The sequence below is a fragment of the Lysinibacillus sp. genome (assembly GCF_032093475.1).
Lineage (GTDB): Bacteria > Bacillota > Bacilli > Bacillales_A > Planococcaceae > Lysinibacillus > Lysinibacillus irui.
In genome coordinates this window covers 1-16,865 of record NZ_DAMDAY010000010.1, presented here as the reverse complement: position 1 = coordinate 16,865, position 16,865 = coordinate 1, and the positions used below count along the sequence as shown (strand labels likewise).

Below are 16,865 nucleotides of genomic sequence, written 5' to 3'. Positions count from 1 at the left end.
TCAGGATATAAAATAGTATCCTTCAAATATAGGGATTATACTTATATTGGGAGGTGCATTAGTAATGAATTTTTTTGTAGAAGTTCTTTGTACTAAGTGCGAAAAAACTTATAAAACAGTAGGGAGTACAAATAAAGGTTTCAAAGGTTATGCAACTGAAAAAGATGTGATACCACATAGAATTGAAGTAGGGTATCCTGAAACTTTAGATGATAAAGAAGTAGACGTAAAAGTCTATTCGTATTGCCCTCATTGTGAAGAAGAAAATATAAATACTATTAAAAAACCACTCAATTGAGTGGTTTTTATTTAGGTAGGTGATGACATGTTCAATAGAGCGATTAACTGGATGAAAGGGGTGATGGCAAAGATGGGATTAATAAAGAAGCTCGAACAGGTCACTGACCATAAGAAGATTAGTTTGAGCGATTCATATTATGAAAATATCCTAAAGTGGCGAGCATTACATCAAGGCTACTATAGTGAGATGCACGATGTTCATTATCATACGATTGATGGTGCTAAGAAACGACGAATGGCTACTTTAAACATGCCTAAATCAGCAGCGCAAGAATTAGCAACGCTTATTTTCAATGAACGCTGTGAAATTAGCATTTCTGACACAGGTTACAACGAATTTATCCAAGATGTTTTTAAAGAGAACGGCTTTAATGGTAATTTCCAACAATACTTAGAATTTATGTTTGCTCAAGGCGGTATGGTAGTTAAACCTTATGTAGCTAATGGTAAGCTCAAACTTTCATACGTTACAGCAGATTGTTTCCTTCCTATTTCGTGGGATAATACGCGAATTATGGAGGGTGTTTTTATTTCTGAAATAAATAAGCAGGGTAAAAAGTATACACATCTTGAATGGCATACGTTTGAGGGACAACAGTACATCATCAAAAACGAATTGTATGAAAGTACTCATGGTCAAGATTTAGGCACAAAGGTATCGCTTGGAACGCTATTCAAGGATCTTGCTGAAATTGTTCCTTTGGACCATGTAACTCGCCCTTTATTTGCTTATTTCAAACCGAATTTAGCGAACAACATCGATAGTACAGTACCTCTTGGTATTTCAATTTATGCAAATGCTTATGACACATTAAAGTCACTTGATATTGCTTTTGATAGCTTTCAACGAGAATTTAGGCTAGGTCGAAAACGTATCATCGTACCTACAGCAGCCATTCGTACTGTGGTAGATCCAGAAACGAATACTTTGCACCGTTATTTTGATTCCACTGATGAATCCTACGAAGCAATGGACACAGAAATGGATGACAACAAGATTACAGAAATTAATAGTGTTTTACGTGTTACTGAACATATCGCTGCAATTAACGCATTACTTAATTTATTTTCTATGCAAATTGGTTTTAGTGCTGGCTCATTTTCATTCGATGGAGGTCAAGGAGTAAAAACAGCTACAGAAGTTGTTAGTTTGAACAGTAAAACATTTCGAACTAAACAAAGTCATGAGAATGTCGTTGAACAGAGTATTAGTGACCTAATCGAGTGCATGGGTGTTGTGGCTGAACTCTATGGTTTATATACGCCACCTGCTAAATATGATGTCACGGCTACATTCGATGATTCGATTGCAGAAGATCAAAATGCAGAAATTGATAAGCAGATTAAACTTGTTGTGTCTGAATTAACTTCCAAGAAGCGTGCCATCATGAAGATATTTGGTGTAACTGAAGAAGAAGCACTACTTATTATCAAGGAAATACATGACGAAACATTACGGAATGCGCCAGAACGTAAAGAAGTTGAAAAAGAAACAACATTCTTTGGCAACAGGGAGTGATTAAATGGCAGGACCAGTCATAACACCCTATCAATTTAATATGTACACCTCACAGATCACGGATATTTATGTAGCTCTTGAAGATGAATTGTTTAGGCAAATTGCTGAACGTCTTAAAACGCCTGAAACGCTTGAAAAAGACTATGTGCTTCAATGGCAGGTCGAGAAAATGCAACAACTTCGAATGCTTAATCAAGAAACCATCCAAGCCCTATCAGAAGTGACAGGGATTGCTGCAGAAAAGATTGAGCAAATGATTAATGATGTTGGTTTTGACTCCATTGAAAGCATAGATGCAGCACTAGCGAAAGCTAACAACGAAACTAAGCCTATGCCAAGTGATATAGATGCCAGATTAGAAAGTTATGTTAAACAAACTTTCAGAGAACTAGATAACTTTGTTAATCAAACACTCATCACTACCAATCATGGTGAGGGTACAGTCACTAGATTGTACCGTAAAATCGTCGAGGAAACGACTGCACAGGTTTTAGCAGGCAATAAGACAATTAATCAAGTTGTCGCTGAAACGGTCATTAAATGGGCAGAGAAGGGCATAGAAACAGGCTTCATTGATAAGGCAGGGCGTGTTTGGCATTTAGAACATTATGCTGACACGGTTATTCGTAGCACGGTTAATCGTACTTATAACGAATTACGGCTTTCTCGTATGGAGGAATACGACATTGATCTTGTAGTTGTAAACAGTTACCCCAATGCTCGACCAGCATGTGCTCAAATCCAAGGACGTATTTGTTCTATGAGCAATCCATCTAGTAATCCTAAGTATCCAAGTATCTATGAATTTGGCTACGGTACACCATCAGGCATTAGGGGAATCAATTGCCGTCATATTCTTTATCCATTCATTGAAGGTATCAACGAAAATAATCAGATACAGGTTGATGAAACGGAAGCTCATGAACAATATCAGTTATCACAAAAGCAACGGTACTATGAGCGACAAGTGAGGGATGCCAAGCGATCGTTAAAGCTAGCTGAACAAATAGGTGATGAGGCAACTGTACAGAAGTACAAGCAGTTGGTGAGGAATCGACAAGCTAAAGTACGTGAGTTTGTGGCCGAGCATGACTTGGTTCGTAGATATGATAAGGAGAGGGTGGTTAGATGATTTTTAAACATATGAAAATCAAGTATTATCATCAAATGTTTTGGATTTGCTACAAGCTTTTTGGTAAGTGGGATAAAAGGACTTTGCATTATAAGCTCAAGATTGAACGCACTTATGGTGAACTTGTTGTTGCTCTTCACAAGAAAAATTTTACTGATTTATTTGAGGTATTAAAGAATAGTTCCAATAATATTTCAACCGAAGAAATTCTTAAAAACTTAAAAAGAAATGTTTCTAAATTAGCAAAAGAACATTAGAGACTTTTTATTTTCGTCTTTTTAGCGCTTGTAGACGTTAAAGAGCAAGTGTCTAATACCTAACGTGTCGTTACACGTAAAAAACGAATTAGGAGGAAAATAGAAATGAATAAAGAGCAATTAATAGCATTAGGTTTGTCAGAGGAACAGGCACAATCGGTTTTAGAGGGTTTTGGTCAAATGGTTCCGAAAAGTCGATTGGATGACAAAATCCAAGAGCTTAAAACAGCTAAAGACACCATTACAAAGTACGAAACGGATTTAGAGGACCTGAAACCAAAAGCAGCTGGCAATGAGGCGCTTTTGCAACAAATTCAACAATTGCAAGATGATAATAAAACAGCTAAAGAACAGTATGAGTCAGAGCTTGCGGAAACACGTTTAAACAGTGCTATGAAACTATGGTTAACTAACAAGGTTCATGATGTTGATATTGCTATAAGCCAGTTGGACAAGTCTAAAGTTGAGCTAGATGAACTCGGTAATGTGAAAAGTGGTCTTGAAGACCAAATGGCAGCATTGAAAGAGTCTAAACCATTTTTAGTTATCCAAGAAGAACAGCAACAACAGCAACAACCACCATCTTGGAGTGAAGGACAGTACAATCCACCTTCAAACACAAACGATGATCCATTCGCCGCTAAGATGGCAAAATACGAATAGAAAGAAGGAAAAATAATGACTAAATTACAAATGTTAATGGCAGTTACAGTTACACAACCATCGCTTATGCAATTAGATTTACAATACTTTGCTGGTACAGGGAATCAAGGCAAAGCAGCACGTAGTTATCAACAACAATTCAAAGAGTTACTACAAGCCGTATTCCGTAAACAAGCCTATTTCAGTGACTTTTTCACAGGTGGTCTTGAAGCATTAGACGGAGTGCAACACAATCAAACAGCGTTCATGGTCAAAACTAGCGACATTCCTGTTGTAGTTGGCTCAACTTATAACAAAGGTGCAAATGTTGGTTTCGGCACTGGTACAGGCAATAGTACTCGTTTTGGCCCTCGTACTGAAATTATCTATACTGATACACCTGTTAATTACTCTTGGGAATGGACTTTCCACGAAGGTATTGATAAGCATACGGTAAACAACGATTTAAATGCTGCAGTTGCTGATCGTCTTGACTTACAAGCACAAGCTAAGGTCAAATTGTTTGATGATAAACATAGTGCATTTATTGCAAGCGTAGCAGGGCATACAGAAGCATTAGAGGACTATACACCAGACAAAGTATTAGCTTTATTTAATAAGCTATCCAAGTATTTTGTTAACATTGAAGCAATTGGCACGAAAGTAGCTAAAGTTAAACCAGAACTGTATAACGCCATCCTAGATCACCCATTAACAACAAGTGCTAAGAGTTCATCAGCAAACATCGATGAAAACGGTATTGTTAAATTCAAAGGTTTCTTCATTAACGAAATTCCAGAGACGAAATTACAAGCTGGTGATGCTGCTTATGTATATGTTCAAGGTGTTGGTAAAGCATTCACTGGTATCAATACAGCGCGTACCATCGAATCAGAGGACTTTGATGGCGTAGCGTTACAAGGCGCTGGTAGAGCAGGGGAGTTCATTTTAGATGATAACAAAAAGGCAGTTGTTAAAGTTACAGCACCGGCAGTAGTGCCAGAAGGGTAAGGGATAAATTATGGTTCAATACAAAGTGTTGCAAAAGTTTAGAAACAAAGAAACTAAAGAGGTATACGAAGTAGGGCAAGAAATTGAACTAACTGTTAAGCGTGCCAATGAAGCGATTGAAAATCTTAAAGAATGGGAAGGCGACTTTCTAGAACGTATTGACACGAAAAATCAAGAAGATGTTCAAGAGGATGATGCTTAGTGCCTTATCTTACTTATGAAGAATATCAAAGCATTGGCTTTTCAGAAGTAACCGAAGCTGATTTTCCGAAATATGAACGCAAAGCGAGTGATGTGTTAGATAGCATCACTCGTGATTTTTATCAGCACCATGATTTAGAGTTTGATGTGCCTTTACGTAAAGATAAATTCAAGGCTGCTGTAGCTGCTCAAATAGATTATTTCAATGATATGGGTGGTACGAGCTCGCATGAATTGAATAGTCCATTGGCAGTTACCATAGGGCGTACACAAGTTTCTAGTGGTGCAGATAATCAAAGAAAAACCAATAACATCGTTGCTGATGATGTTTATATGTATTTACGTAACACTGGCCTGCTCTATAGTGGAATCGGGGTGATTTAATGTATATTAAGCCATTACCTAAGAGTTGGCTCATACATTCAATTACTTACGCAAGAATCCAAGAGGAAAAAGACGACTTTGGCAATTCTCAATATGATGATTCTTTGGAAATTATGTTTGTACGTTTTGACCCTACTACTGTATTTAGTCGTGATAACACTCAAAATAAGATTGTGGCCGAGGGTGTGATCTTTGTAGATGTAGTAAACAGCACACCAATACCGAATTTTAAAGAGGAATCTATCATCACGTTTGAAGGTAGAGAGCTTACTTTAAAAAAGATTGTACCTTGTTATCATCCAACTAAGAACATAATTCATCATTACGAACTGGAAGTGATTTAATGGTCCGAATACGTATAAATCGAAACCTAAGAGGTGTAGAGGCGCGATTAACCCAGATGGTTGAAAGAGGGCAACACGCTTTTGTTAATCAAGTGTACGCAGATGCCAATTTGTATGCTCCTATGAAAAGTAGTGATCTACGAAACCAATCACAGATTGCTAGTGATGAAAAGTCGATTGTTTGGAACGCTCCTTATGCTCGCCGTCAGTACTACAATCAAATGGTCAATTACAGTACACCGGGTACTGGCCCTAAATGGGATCAGAAAGCAAAAAGCATTCATTTAGAATCATGGAAACGAGTAGCAAAGGCGGCGATGCGTTAATGGAATTAGATTTTTTAATCAAATTGAATCAATATATCAACGCACAAAAGCTAACAGGAACTGTTGTTAGCAAACCATTAACAAGTCAAATTGGTTTACTGGCAGCAGACGAGAGTATGAGCATTATGGCAATGCCAGGAGGCGCGCAAGTTGTGTTTTTCGATGGAACAAGGGATAAAGCTTATCAAGTGCAAATAAACGTCAAAAGCAAGCGTCAGGACGTTTGTATGAATGCTTTAAATGTCTTATCTAAAAGCCTCGAAAACCTTAACGACTTGCCATCATCAAACAATTCATACGATTTTAAAGAAATAAAAATTACTTCATTCCCTTCTTTTCTTCAACAAGATGAGCAAGGGTTTTTTGTATGGGTGCTATCCATTAGCGCTGAAATAACTATATTTAAAGGAGTGGTTGAATAATGGCACGTAAAAAGAACGCCTTAACCAAATATTTTGTTGGTCCATGGACTGACGACACAAGCACAGCAACACACCGATTAGCAAAATGGATTTCTTCTGTTACAGATGATTCGGACGAGTCAACCGAAGATTCAGCTTTTTATGATGGTGATGGTACACCAGAATCAGATGTAGTATCAGTGAAAAAATCATACTCATTTGAGGGTATGTATGATGAAACGGATCCAGCTATGAAGTATATCGCAAGCCTCGAGTTTGAAACTGGCGAAGGTCGTAAAATTGCATTCAAACAAGAACGTACAGATGGCTCAATTTTGGAAGGTCGAGCAACGGTTACAGAAATTAAAGTAACTGGTGGAGAAGCTTCGGAGTATGCTACTTTCGGATGTTCAATTTCTTGGGATAGTAGACCGAAGATTACCCCAGCACCAGTAACACCCTAGTGAGCCCGAGGAATCGGGCAATACAGGAACAGAACCAGAAGAACCAGCAGGAGAGGGCATTGAATAATGCTCTCTTTTTAATTTACTTATTTGGAGGGAAAACAAATGGCTATTAAAATTCAAACAAGACAAACAGGCATTCCAGTGTTTATCGGAGATTTACAGTTTAACTTTGATACATCAGATGAATCAATTGAGGCTTTATTAGGCAATCATCAAAAGGTGGTTGATGAAATTAGCAACATCAAAGAAGGTGATGATGAAGGTGCTAAGAAAGCCTTGAAAAAGGGATTTGATTTACTCTTAGGTGATGGTGCATTTAAAAAGATTTACAACCAAACACCTTCAACGATCGAATGTACACGACAATTATTTGAGTTGTTACAAGGTATCACTCAAGAATTCAGTTCATTAAACGGAATGACACAGCAAGAAAAGGTTCAAAAGTATCTAAAGGCCAAAAATAAAGGTAACTCGAAAAAGAAGAAAAAAGTAGGCGATTAACATGTTTTCTTTATCAGATGAGTTAGTTAGTTCTGTAGAAATAAATGGCCGTTTATATGAGGTTGATATGTCATTTGACAATATTTTGAGGCTTGTTGACATGTTAAATGACAATGAGCTGGATGACCTTACACAAATTCTAACAGGTATAGAAATGTTGTTTGACCAGCCATTAGATTGCCCTATAGAGGAACAGGCAGAAATATTTAATCAAGCCTATTTCGCATTAATAGGTTTTGATGATGAAAAAGAACTGGAATATGATCTATTAGGAAATTTAATGCCTGGTCAAGAAGAAGATGAATCTAAAGATACTGTTTATGATATTCGTCAAGATGCTGAATACATTTACGCCTCATTTATGCAGGACTACGGTATAGATTTAATCGAACAACAGGGTAAATTACATTGGTACAAATTTAAGGCTTTGTTATCCGGATTGCGTGAAGATACCAAGTTTAAAAAGGTAATTGAAATACGTCAAATGCCATTGCCAACAGGCAGGGGGTCAGGTAAGTACCGTAAAGAAGTCGAAGAATTGAAGAAAGCATATGCATTGAAGCCTCTCTGATAGGCTTCTTTTTTATTAGGTGGTGGTCACTTTGAAAACGGTACGTTGCATTAAATGCGACCGTAAATTAGGCATGTTAGAGGGTAAAGCAGAAATCAAATGCCCTCGATGTAGCACTATTAACAAATTAGATACAAAAAATTAGAGGGTCCAGAACCCCAAGCAAGCGATTAGCGTGTGAGGGGGGATTATTATGGCTGCTGATGGAAACATTGTCATTGATGTCGTTTTAGATGATGGTAGTGTTGCACGTGGCGTAGCTAATATAAATGGACAATTCGATGATTTAGATAGCAATGGTAGTAGTCGGTTAGCCAAAGTAGGGTCAGGATTAAAGACAGTAGCATCTATTGCAGCCGTAGGAGCTACGGCAGTAGTTGGTATAGGAGCAGCTATCGGAGGTCTAGCCGCACCACTTGTAAAGGCGGCAGCCAATGCTCAAGCTTTAAATGCTCAATTTGATCAAGTATTCGGTGATTTGAAGAAAACAGCCGCAAGTAGCTTGAATAGTATTGCGGAAGAAACAGGCATTTTACCAGAACGATTAAAGGGCAGTTTTACAATGATGGCTGCCTTTGCAAAAACGTCGGGTTCCGATACTGCCGAAGCATTAGATTTAACAAAACGAGCTACTTTAGCCGCAGCAGATAGCGCAGCATTCTACGATAAATCAATTGAGGAAGTTACAGAAAGCTTACAGTCGTATTTAAAAGGTAACTATGAAAATGACTCGGCATTAGGTATTTCTTCAACAGAAACAACACGTAATGCGGCAGCTAATAAGTTGTATGGTAAGTCATTTAACGATTTATCAGAAGCACAGAAGCAATTAACGCTCTTACAAATGGTCGAGGATGGTAACAAACTATCTGGAGCACTTGGACAAGCAGCTCGTGAATCTGATAGTTTAGAAAACCAAGTCGGTAACTTAAAACAAGCATGGGAAAACCTAAAAACATTATTAGGTGGTCCTATTTTAGAGCCTGCTATCCAAGGCATCAAGTTGTTAACGAAGGTTATCCAAGGGTTTGACCCAGCGCCCTTCATTAGCACCTTTGATTCGATTAAAACAGCCGTAATAGCAGCTATCGATTCTATTAAGCCATATGTACAAACTGGGCTAGAGAATTTAAAGGCTTTTTGGGATGAGCACGGCGCAAGTGTAATCACAACTGTTAAGACGGCCTTTGATACAGTTGTAACAACGATTAAAAATGTATTGGGTGAAGTAATATCATTCGTTCAATCTCAATTAGCAACGATCAAAAAATTTTGGGATGAACATGGGCAATCCATATTAGAAAGTGTTAAGAATACGTTTAATGCTTTGCTTGATGTAATAATGCCGATTTTAACAAGTGCAGTTGATTTCATTGTTACAACATGGGGTAAAATTAAACAGTTTTTCGATGAAAACGGAAGTCAGATTTTAGAAGCTGTTACGAATGCATTTAAAGGCATAATGTCAGTGATTGAGTTTATTATGCCAGCAGTGAAATTTATCATTGAGACAGTTTGGGAAGCAATCAAACAAGTAATTACTGGCGCACTTGATATTATTATGGGTGCTATCAAAATATTTAGTGGTCTTTTCACTGGTGATTTCAGCAAAATGTGGGAAGGTATCAAACAGCTCTTTTCAGGTGCCATCGACCTAATTGTTGGCTGGATGACACTCTCATTTGTTGGTGGGTTAAAAACATTACTCACTAATTTTGCTAAGGCAGGATGGAACATCATTAAGGGTATGTGGGATGACATAGCCAAGGTGTTTTCATCTATGGGCTCTAAAGTTAGTGGTTTTGCAAGTGAAATGGCTACTAAGGTTGCCTCATATTTTACGAATCTATTTAATAGTGCAAAGGGTATTTTCACCAACTTACGTTCAACTGGAGAAACCATTTGGAATGCTTTGAAACAGGCAGTAGTTAAAACTGCTAAGAGTATTTGGGATGAGGTTGTTTCTAAGTTTAATGGTCTTTTAAATAGTGCAAAATCAATCATGACAACAGTTAAAACCACAATTACAGATTTGTGGTCAAAAGCTGTTGATTATATAAAAAACGGTGTAAATCTTTACGAAATCGGTAGAAACGTAATTCAAGGTCTTATTAATGGTATCGGATCTTTAGCATCAGATGTTTGGGAAAAAGTAAAATCGATTGGTAATGGAATTACCAATACTATTAAAAGTACTTTGGGTATTCATTCTCCATCTCGTGTAATGAGACAAATCGGTTTATGGACTGGTGAAGGTTTAGTAATCGGTATGGAACAATCAAGCCCAAAAGTACAAAAAGCCATGGAGAGTATTGGTGACGGTATTCTTGCTGTTTCAGATGAATACCAGAAAGAATACACAAATCTATTAGACGAGTTCAACCGAAAGAATGAAGATAAAAATGAGAAAACGCTTGAGAAGATATACAAAATCCATAATAATGCTGCTAAAAAGAAACGTAAATTAACAAAACAAGAACAACAAGAGATTGCATTATTAGAAGCGTCATACAAAGATAATAAAATGCAATCTGAAATTAATTTTCAAAAGAAATACAAAGCTCTTGTAGAAAAATCCGAAAAAGAGTATTTAGAAGTTATCAAAAACTATGTTGCTGATAAAAAGTCTTTGGAAGAACTTTCTTTACTGGATGAAGCGAGGATTTGGGAGCAATCACTTGAATTATTTGCCGAAGGTACTACCGAACGTATTAGAGCACAGCAAGAATACAAGAAAGCTGTAGAGGCTGTGAATAAAGAAATCACAGCTATTAACTCCGAATACTCAAATCAAATTATTAAAATTAACGAAGATCTCGCTAAAAGTGAAGAAGCTTTAAATAAAGCTTATGAAGATTCAGTTTCAAAACGTGAAGCTACCTTAAAAAACACTAAAGGACTCTTTGATGAATTCGTAGTTGAACTTAACCGATCTGGCGACGAACTCATGAATAATTTAAGGTCCCAGATTGTTCATTTTGAAGGATGGCAACGAGAGATCGAATATTTAGCAACAAGAGCTATTGATGAAGGGTTATTAGCTGAATTACGTGAAATGGGTCCAAACGCTTTACCAGAGCTTGTGGCACTTAACAGCATGACCGATGCACAACTTACTCAATATAGTGAGCTATATCGTACAAAGGCTAAATGGGCTAGAGAAGTAGCTGAAAAAGAACATGTTGGTATGAAAAATGATACCGAAAAGCAAATCAAAGGATTACGCGATGCAGCTAATAAACAATTAGATTCTTTACAAAAAGAATGGACTACAAAGATAAAATCACTGACTAAAACTACTTCTACAGAGTTATCCTCACTTGAACAAGTCGGGGTGGATGCTGGTCGAGGTTTATTAAATGGTCTATCTTCAATGGAAAAACCATTACAATCAAAAGCAAAACAAATAGCAGACACGATTAAAAGTACAATTCAAAGTGCTTTAGATATTCATTCACCATCACGTTGGATGCGTGATTTCGTAGCTGGTAATATGGCTAAAGGTTTTATTGTTGGTATTGATAAAAACGAGGGAATAATCGCAAGAGCTTCTGAAAAACTAGGGGAGCTAGTTAAACCAACAGTGATTAATCCATTACGAGGTGTTCGGGCAAACTTAGGTAAATTGAGTACACGATCACCTGTTAATACTTCATCTAGCAATGTATCAAATGACAATAGACGTAGCTTTGCACCACAAATAGTAAATCATTTTAACCAAACCCCAACTACACCAAGTGAAGCAGCTCGCAAACAAGAGCAAATGCTTCGCCGTTTGGCTATGGAATTTAATTAGGAGGGCAGTATGTACAAATTCAAATTAGAATATATCAACTCGAAGGGCGAAACCATAGAACTATATGGTCGCCCTTTTCGCTTGGTTAATATTACTGGGTTAGGTGATGTTGAAGCAGAGATACAAATGCAGAAAGCCCCTTACCAAGATGGTGCAACATTAATTGATACTGCTTTAGAACCTAGATATATCGATATTGAAATTAAAATCATAGGTAGCGATACCGAGGATACAGAGACGAAACGTAGAAAAGTTGCATCAATATTTAATCCAAGATTAAAGGCAGGAACCTTACGATATATCAGTGATTCAGGGGTACGAGAAATAAAAGCTATTGCTACTGCTTTACCTAATTTCCCTGATGGTAGTGATAATCGACAAGCAACATTCCAAAAGGCATTAATACAATTAGTTGCACCTGATCCACACTGGAAAGATATTATTGCTGAAAACTACAAGCTGGAAGATTTCGTAGGTAATTTTCGTTTTAAGTTCAGATTTCCAGTCCGTTTTGCGACAAGGGGTGATTCTCGTATCCTCATAAACAAAGGTGACGTTCCAACTCCAATTATTGTGGAATTTAGGGGTGCAGCCATAAATCCAAAGATCACTAATGTAACAACAGGCGAGTTTATAAAGGTAAATCGGACAATACCACCAGGATATAAATTAGTTTTAGATACGTCATTTGGCAATAAGCGAGTGGAAATTGTAGCTCCTGATGGGGTTGTAGAAAATGCGTTTCACTACATTGATTTAGAGTCTACATTCTTCTCACTAGAAGTCGGAGAAACCAAATTCGGGTTTATTACAGAGGGTGGTAATCCAGAGGTTTATGTAGAGTACAAGCATAGATATTTGAGTGTATAAAGGATGTGAAATAAATGGCAGAGAAATATAGATTTTTTGATGCTGTCTTACAAGAAGATGGTGTCACCTATGATAGAGAGTATGATGCACAAGAGTTTACAGATTACTTCAAAGCACTTGTTACCACAGGTTTGATGAAAAGCGCTGGCAATCAACTTAAGGTAACTGCAAATGGTTCAAACATGATTACTAAAATTGATACTGGTATTGCATTTTTACTTGGTCGTTATTACGAAAACGATAGCTTCAAGGAGTTGACTCATGATACTGAAACATTAGGAAATAGCCGTATTGACCGTATCGTTATTCGTATGGATTTAAGCACCGAAGCACGTTATGTAAAAGCATTTATCAAAAAAGGAGTACCAAGTGCAAATCCGGTACCACCAGCTTTAACACAAACTCCTAACTTATATGAAATTTCATTAGCACAGGTAAGAATAAATGGAGGACAAACGTTTATTTCTACTAATGCAGTTACAGATGAACGTGGTATAGATGTTATTTGTCCGTGGGCAGGAAGTAAAATCTTGCCTAACTTTGATAATGCTGCTTTGGAAGAATTAATTGACTATCAAGTTAATGACAAACAATTTGTTTGGGACACAACAAATCTAGTAAATCCTAATCAAGATGGAATTAACATTGATACTCTTTTCAAAACTGGATTTTATTGGGGGAATCGTTCGTGGGGAACTAGAGGCACATTGCCTTCTGACAGAATGTTCTTTTTGCAAGTTATGAACGCGGGAGGTTATGCGAAAAGACCTTATCAAATTGCTTTCATTCCTAGTACTAGCAGTTCTAATGATAATTCTAAAATACTACAAAGATATTATGATGATTACTTTAAAATATGGTATGAGTGGAAAGAGTTTAAACTTGATGTACCAAACTTGAATTACGATACTACTACACTATGGTTTTATGTAGATGGTACAAATGGAAAAGATACACCAGAACAAGGAGGTTCAACAGGTACAGGGGCATTCAAAACCATTCAATATGCAGTTGATCATATCAAAAAGTTGAATATAGGCAGAGAAATAATTATAACTGTTGCGAATGGAAATTATGCTTCCGTTAATATTACTGGATTTCGAGGTGCTAAAATCACTATAACTGGTTCTGGAGTGAATACTATTATACCAGTCATAAATATTACAGAATGCGATAGGGTGCAACTTAATAATTTTGCTTTTACAATGATTATTGCCCTTTATAGGGTTTTTGAATTCACGATATTCGGATTGACTAGAACAGCAGCTGGAGCATCGGGTGCATTTTATATTAGTCAGTCCAATGGATTTATGCAAAATAATTCTGTGTCAAATTGTACAAGTGTTGACGGAGTTTTGCTAGCGGATAATGGTTCGAAAATATTTCTTGATGCAATGAAGGGGTCAGGGAATACATTGGGATTGAATTCTTATGGTTCAACAATACACAAAAGTAATCACACTTTGACAGCAACAACACCGCAAAAAATAACGAATGGTGGACAAATTTTATAGGGGGTAGGATAAATGAATGTAGGAATTCTTTATTTAAAGGCAGACAATACCATTCATCTATTTTCTAATGATGTTGTCGAAGTAACACCAACTTCGTTAATTTGTAAGAATGATATTTTTAGAGATTTTGATGACAATATTGTAGGGGTATTGGTGGTTGATAGCTTAGTCTATTTAGAAGAAGTTTCGGAAGAAAAAAGTGAATATAGACCGAAGATCAACCGGTACTTAGTTGATGAAAAAGGTAACAAATACTCATATGGAGATAAAGTGCCAGATGGTTTAGCTAATCTAAAAGATTATTATCAAAAAAAGACTTTTGATGATTTAGTTAAAGAAAATATAACTTTGAAACAAGAGCTTGCAAATACAAACGCAATGATGCTTGAATTTATGGAAACAATATTAAATTAAAGGAGTGGGTCTTTGATGGCAACAAATACAATTCTAACTAAAGCATATGCAGTAAATATATTTAAATATGGTAATCGATCTTTTTCTACTATTCCAACTGATTATCATGATCCAGTAAAGACGCATGCAGCTACTACCTTCAGTTTAGGAGAAATTGATAATGCGTTAGTTGAAAATTACATTTCACAGGAAGAATATGATACAACACTATCTATCAAAAAGGCTGAACAAGAATCACCACTATTGTAGGTGTATTTTTTATGTCAGAAAGTAGGTGAAACAATGAAAAAACCGATTAGAATATTGTCATTAAACATGGACATCTTAGCTGAAATCGACAACTATGAGTCCATGTTTTTTAATCGTTCATGGCATGGCATCGGGGCAATTGAGTTACGTATTAATCGTTACATGAAATACGCAAATACATTATTAAAAGATAACCTTATTCTTATCGGTACTGATTTGAATAAGGTTTTTATAATTAAGCACCGTGAAATTGAGTTAGATGAAAATGGCAAGATTACAGAGAACTGGCTTATTAAAGGTTATGCTCTTAAATCAGTTGTTGCACAGAGAATTACAATGCCACCAACTCATACTGCTTATGATTACAAGTCGGGTAGTTCTGAAACGATTATGAAACATTACGTTAATAATAATTTAGTGAATCCGGTTGATTCAAGGCGTAAAATACCTCAACTTGTTATAGCTCCTGATTTACAGAGAGGTGCCCATACTACTTATTCATCGCGATTTAAAAATGTAGCCGAAGAAGTGAGTACGTTATCAATTGCCAGTGGTCTAGGTTGGGATGTCACACTAGATATAAGAAATAAGAAGTGGGTCTTTGATGTTGTGGAGGGCAAGAGCTTAATATCTGGACAATCAGTTAATCCACCTGTGATTTTCAGTCCACAGTTTGATAGCTTGAGATCGTTACAATACACACAGAGCGAGATAAACTATAAAAATGTAGCAATCGTTGCTGGGCAAGGCGAGGGCGTTGAAAGGCGTGTAATCGAGGTCCAAGCGACAGGTGCTGGCACAGGAATAAACCGCCATGAAGTCTTTATAGATGCTAGGGATGTAGCAGAAACCGATGATGACGACCAACCACTACCAGAGCAAGTTATTGTACAGGCATTAACAGATCGTGGGAAACAACAACTGGCCGAATTAATTCAAGAAGAATATCTAGAAGGTCAGATCTTAACTAATAGTCCTTTTGTTTATCAAAAAGACTATGATCTTGGCGATATACCAACGATTCAAAACATGGAATGGGGCGTTACTATGGATGCTCGAATAACTGATATAAAAGAGATTCATGAGGTTGGTGGATTTGAAATAGAGGCTACTTTTGGGAATAATCGACCCACATTGATTCAAAAAATTAAGCAGGAACTATCACAAATTAGTGGTGAGGTTAGAAGGTAAACGCAGTCATGGACTAGCTTTATTTTTTGTCATTAATAGAAGGAAATCCTTTCCTTTTGTCGAATTATAGGATAAAGAAGGGAGGGGTATTAATGGCAGAACCAAAATGTCCTGAGTGTGGAGTGGTAGGATTACAAAATATCGTCTCTGAAGGAAGCGAAGAGAAATCGAAAGGCGGAGATGATTGGTTTGATGTGGTATATTGTAGTGAATGCGGTCACGTCTACGGAGTATTCAACAAAATATCTCATTCACCATCATCGTTCAATCCTTTAAGATGATTAAAAATAAAGCACTCTCAGTCGAGGGTGCTTTTTATTATGCTATGAGAGCAATCGAGATGGGCAATAGTACGTTGTACTGAATCTCAATGCTTCTCATGGCTTTTTATTTACACAAAAAAGGGCAAAGGTTAGGTGATCGAATGGATATTGTATCCGCAGTAACGGCAGCAAGTCATATAGCAAACTCACAGGTGGTGTGGTCAATCTTGTGTATTTGTTTGGTCGTTTATGTATTTTGGAATTCCAATAAGCGTGAAGAACGACTATTAAAAAACTTAGAAACATTAACAGAAGCACAAGGGGAACAAGCCAATGCAATGCGTGAAATAAGCAAAAGCTTAACATCACTTGAAGGCCGTATGGATCGCATGGAAAAACACATCTTTTAGGAGGAATTAACAAATGAAAATCAACTGGAAAGTACGTTTAAAGCATAAACCATTCTTAGTATCACTTTTCGCATTTTTGTTATTACTAGTTCAACAAGTAAC

Annotated in this window: 24 protein-coding genes; all 24 read left to right on the top strand. The window is 36.8% G+C overall.

Translation table 11 applies throughout. The features are described from left to right. The first annotated feature begins 64 nt into the window (after window positions 1-64). Window positions 65-298 (top strand): hypothetical protein, encoded by a 234-nt coding sequence (locus RT445_RS04290; RefSeq protein WP_313469823.1) that lies wholly within the window; start codon window positions 65-67, stop codon window positions 296-298. 27 nt (window positions 299-325) lie between these two features. Next, complete coding sequence (locus RT445_RS04285; RefSeq protein WP_313469821.1) at window positions 326-1,819, top strand: phage portal protein; 1,494 nt, start codon at window positions 326-328, stop codon at window positions 1,817-1,819. Between the two features lie 4 nt (window positions 1,820-1,823). Continuing rightward, the gene (locus RT445_RS04280; protein WP_313469819.1) at window positions 1,824-2,951 is read left to right on the top strand and encodes a phage minor capsid protein; all 1,128 of its coding nucleotides are present in this window, start codon (window positions 1,824-1,826) and stop codon (window positions 2,949-2,951) included. Then, window positions 2,948-3,208: a hypothetical protein gene (locus RT445_RS04275; RefSeq protein ID WP_313469817.1), complete on the top strand. Its 261-nt coding sequence runs from the start codon at window positions 2,948-2,950 to the stop codon at window positions 3,206-3,208. The genes RT445_RS04280 and RT445_RS04275 overlap by 4 nt, the downstream gene beginning before the upstream one ends. Before the next feature lie 105 nt (window positions 3,209-3,313). Next, window positions 3,314-3,871: a phage scaffolding protein gene (locus tag RT445_RS04270; RefSeq protein WP_313469814.1), complete on the top strand. Its 558-nt coding sequence runs from the start codon at window positions 3,314-3,316 to the stop codon at window positions 3,869-3,871. 15 nt (window positions 3,872-3,886) lie between these two features. Beyond that, window positions 3,887-4,861, top strand: a complete 975-nt coding sequence (locus RT445_RS04265; protein WP_313469812.1) for a phage capsid protein — start codon at window positions 3,887-3,889, stop codon at window positions 4,859-4,861. Between the two features lie 10 nt (window positions 4,862-4,871). Beyond that, window positions 4,872-5,063, top strand: a complete 192-nt coding sequence (locus RT445_RS04260; RefSeq protein WP_313469809.1) for a hypothetical protein — start codon at window positions 4,872-4,874, stop codon at window positions 5,061-5,063. Continuing rightward, on the top strand, window positions 5,063-5,446 hold the full coding sequence (locus RT445_RS04255) for a head-tail connector protein (RefSeq protein WP_313469807.1): 384 nt from the start codon (window positions 5,063-5,065) through the stop codon (window positions 5,444-5,446). The genes RT445_RS04260 and RT445_RS04255 overlap by 1 nt, the downstream gene beginning before the upstream one ends. Next, complete coding sequence (locus RT445_RS04250; protein ID WP_313469805.1) at window positions 5,446-5,790, top strand: putative minor capsid protein; 345 nt, start codon at window positions 5,446-5,448, stop codon at window positions 5,788-5,790. The genes RT445_RS04255 and RT445_RS04250 overlap by 1 nt, the downstream gene beginning before the upstream one ends. Continuing rightward, complete coding sequence (locus RT445_RS04245; protein WP_313469802.1) at window positions 5,790-6,116, top strand: minor capsid protein; 327 nt, start codon at window positions 5,790-5,792, stop codon at window positions 6,114-6,116. The genes RT445_RS04250 and RT445_RS04245 overlap by 1 nt, the downstream gene beginning before the upstream one ends. Further along, window positions 6,116-6,538, top strand: a complete 423-nt coding sequence (locus RT445_RS04240; RefSeq protein WP_313469800.1) for a minor capsid protein — start codon at window positions 6,116-6,118, stop codon at window positions 6,536-6,538. The genes RT445_RS04245 and RT445_RS04240 overlap by 1 nt, the downstream gene beginning before the upstream one ends. Beyond that, window positions 6,538-6,981 (top strand): phage tail tube protein, encoded by a 444-nt coding sequence (locus RT445_RS04235; RefSeq protein WP_313469798.1) that lies wholly within the window; start codon window positions 6,538-6,540, stop codon window positions 6,979-6,981. Before RT445_RS04240 ends, RT445_RS04235 begins: the two co-directional genes overlap by 1 nt. Before the next feature lie 105 nt (window positions 6,982-7,086). Further along, on the top strand, window positions 7,087-7,485 hold the full coding sequence (locus RT445_RS04230; protein ID WP_313469796.1) for a hypothetical protein: 399 nt from the start codon (window positions 7,087-7,089) through the stop codon (window positions 7,483-7,485). 1 nt (window position 7,486) lies between these two features. Next, complete coding sequence (locus tag RT445_RS04225) at window positions 7,487-8,056, top strand: bacteriophage Gp15 family protein (RefSeq protein WP_313469794.1); 570 nt, start codon at window positions 7,487-7,489, stop codon at window positions 8,054-8,056. Window positions 8,057-8,075: 19 nt separating this feature from the next. Beyond that, window positions 8,076-8,201: a Com family DNA-binding transcriptional regulator gene (locus RT445_RS23670; protein ID WP_396631791.1), complete on the top strand. Its 126-nt coding sequence runs from the start codon at window positions 8,076-8,078 to the stop codon at window positions 8,199-8,201. Between the two features lie 48 nt (window positions 8,202-8,249). Then, entirely contained in the window at window positions 8,250-11,852 is a 3,603-nt protein-coding gene (locus RT445_RS04220; protein WP_313469792.1) for a hypothetical protein, read from the top strand. Window positions 11,853-11,861: 9 nt separating this feature from the next. Beyond that, window positions 11,862-12,722, top strand: coding sequence for a phage tail family protein (locus RT445_RS04215; RefSeq protein WP_313469790.1), 861 nt, complete (start codon window positions 11,862-11,864; stop codon window positions 12,720-12,722). Between the two features lie 14 nt (window positions 12,723-12,736). Further along, window positions 12,737-14,236 carry a pectinesterase gene (locus tag RT445_RS04210; RefSeq protein WP_313469788.1) on the top strand — a complete coding sequence of 500 codons (1,500 nt, stop codon included), beginning with the start codon at window positions 12,737-12,739 and terminating at the stop codon, window positions 14,234-14,236. A 12-nt stretch (window positions 14,237-14,248) separates the two neighbouring features. Next, on the top strand, window positions 14,249-14,650 hold the full coding sequence (locus tag RT445_RS04205) for a hypothetical protein (RefSeq protein WP_313469786.1): 402 nt from the start codon (window positions 14,249-14,251) through the stop codon (window positions 14,648-14,650). Between the two features lie 15 nt (window positions 14,651-14,665). Beyond that, complete coding sequence (locus RT445_RS04200; RefSeq protein ID WP_313469784.1) at window positions 14,666-14,899, top strand: hypothetical protein; 234 nt, start codon at window positions 14,666-14,668, stop codon at window positions 14,897-14,899. Between the two features lie 33 nt (window positions 14,900-14,932). Beyond that, window positions 14,933-16,090, top strand: a complete 1,158-nt coding sequence (locus RT445_RS04195; protein ID WP_313469781.1) for a siphovirus ReqiPepy6 Gp37-like family protein — start codon at window positions 14,933-14,935, stop codon at window positions 16,088-16,090. A gap of 92 nt (window positions 16,091-16,182) precedes the next feature. Beyond that, window positions 16,183-16,371, top strand: coding sequence for a transcriptional regulator (locus RT445_RS04190; RefSeq protein ID WP_313469779.1), 189 nt, complete (start codon window positions 16,183-16,185; stop codon window positions 16,369-16,371). Between the two features lie 143 nt (window positions 16,372-16,514). Next, window positions 16,515-16,763, top strand: a complete 249-nt coding sequence (locus tag RT445_RS04185) for a hypothetical protein (protein WP_066036374.1) — start codon at window positions 16,515-16,517, stop codon at window positions 16,761-16,763. Between the two features lie 13 nt (window positions 16,764-16,776). Next, a partial coding sequence (locus RT445_RS04180) for a phage holin (protein ID WP_313469899.1) occupies window positions 16,777-16,865 on the top strand: 89 nt, incomplete at its 3' end.

Bases quoted from the DNA above. Each gene is read 5' to 3' on its own strand.
- RT445_RS04290 (WP_313469823.1), top strand. From the start codon at position 65: ATGAATTTTTTTGTAGAAGTTCTTTGTACTAAGTGCGAAAAAACTTAT.
- RT445_RS04285 (WP_313469821.1), top strand. From the start codon at position 326: ATGTTCAATAGAGCGATTAACTGGATGAAAGGGGTGATGGCAAAGATG.
- RT445_RS04280 (WP_313469819.1), top strand. From the start codon at position 1,824: ATGGCAGGACCAGTCATAACACCCTATCAATTTAATATGTACACCTCA.
- RT445_RS04275 (WP_313469817.1), top strand. From the start codon at position 2,948: ATGATTTTTAAACATATGAAAATCAAGTATTATCATCAAATGTTTTGG.
- RT445_RS04270 (WP_313469814.1), top strand. From the start codon at position 3,314: ATGAATAAAGAGCAATTAATAGCATTAGGTTTGTCAGAGGAACAGGCA.
- RT445_RS04265 (WP_313469812.1), top strand. From the start codon at position 3,887: ATGACTAAATTACAAATGTTAATGGCAGTTACAGTTACACAACCATCG.
- RT445_RS04260 (WP_313469809.1), top strand. From the start codon at position 4,872: ATGGTTCAATACAAAGTGTTGCAAAAGTTTAGAAACAAAGAAACTAAA.
- RT445_RS04250 (WP_313469805.1), top strand. From the start codon at position 5,446: ATGTATATTAAGCCATTACCTAAGAGTTGGCTCATACATTCAATTACT.
- RT445_RS04245 (WP_313469802.1), top strand. From the start codon at position 5,790: ATGGTCCGAATACGTATAAATCGAAACCTAAGAGGTGTAGAGGCGCGA.
- RT445_RS04240 (WP_313469800.1), top strand. From the start codon at position 6,116: ATGGAATTAGATTTTTTAATCAAATTGAATCAATATATCAACGCACAA.
- RT445_RS04235 (WP_313469798.1), top strand. From the start codon at position 6,538: ATGGCACGTAAAAAGAACGCCTTAACCAAATATTTTGTTGGTCCATGG.
- RT445_RS04230 (WP_313469796.1), top strand. From the start codon at position 7,087: ATGGCTATTAAAATTCAAACAAGACAAACAGGCATTCCAGTGTTTATC.
- RT445_RS04225 (WP_313469794.1), top strand. From the start codon at position 7,487: ATGTTTTCTTTATCAGATGAGTTAGTTAGTTCTGTAGAAATAAATGGC.
- RT445_RS04220 (WP_313469792.1), top strand. From the start codon at position 8,250: ATGGCTGCTGATGGAAACATTGTCATTGATGTCGTTTTAGATGATGGT.
- RT445_RS04215 (WP_313469790.1), top strand. From the start codon at position 11,862: ATGTACAAATTCAAATTAGAATATATCAACTCGAAGGGCGAAACCATA.
- RT445_RS04210 (WP_313469788.1), top strand. From the start codon at position 12,737: ATGGCAGAGAAATATAGATTTTTTGATGCTGTCTTACAAGAAGATGGT.
- RT445_RS04205 (WP_313469786.1), top strand. From the start codon at position 14,249: ATGAATGTAGGAATTCTTTATTTAAAGGCAGACAATACCATTCATCTA.
- RT445_RS04200 (WP_313469784.1), top strand. From the start codon at position 14,666: ATGGCAACAAATACAATTCTAACTAAAGCATATGCAGTAAATATATTT.
- RT445_RS04195 (WP_313469781.1), top strand. From the start codon at position 14,933: ATGAAAAAACCGATTAGAATATTGTCATTAAACATGGACATCTTAGCT.
- RT445_RS04190 (WP_313469779.1), top strand. From the start codon at position 16,183: ATGGCAGAACCAAAATGTCCTGAGTGTGGAGTGGTAGGATTACAAAAT.
- RT445_RS04185 (WP_066036374.1), top strand. From the start codon at position 16,515: ATGGATATTGTATCCGCAGTAACGGCAGCAAGTCATATAGCAAACTCA.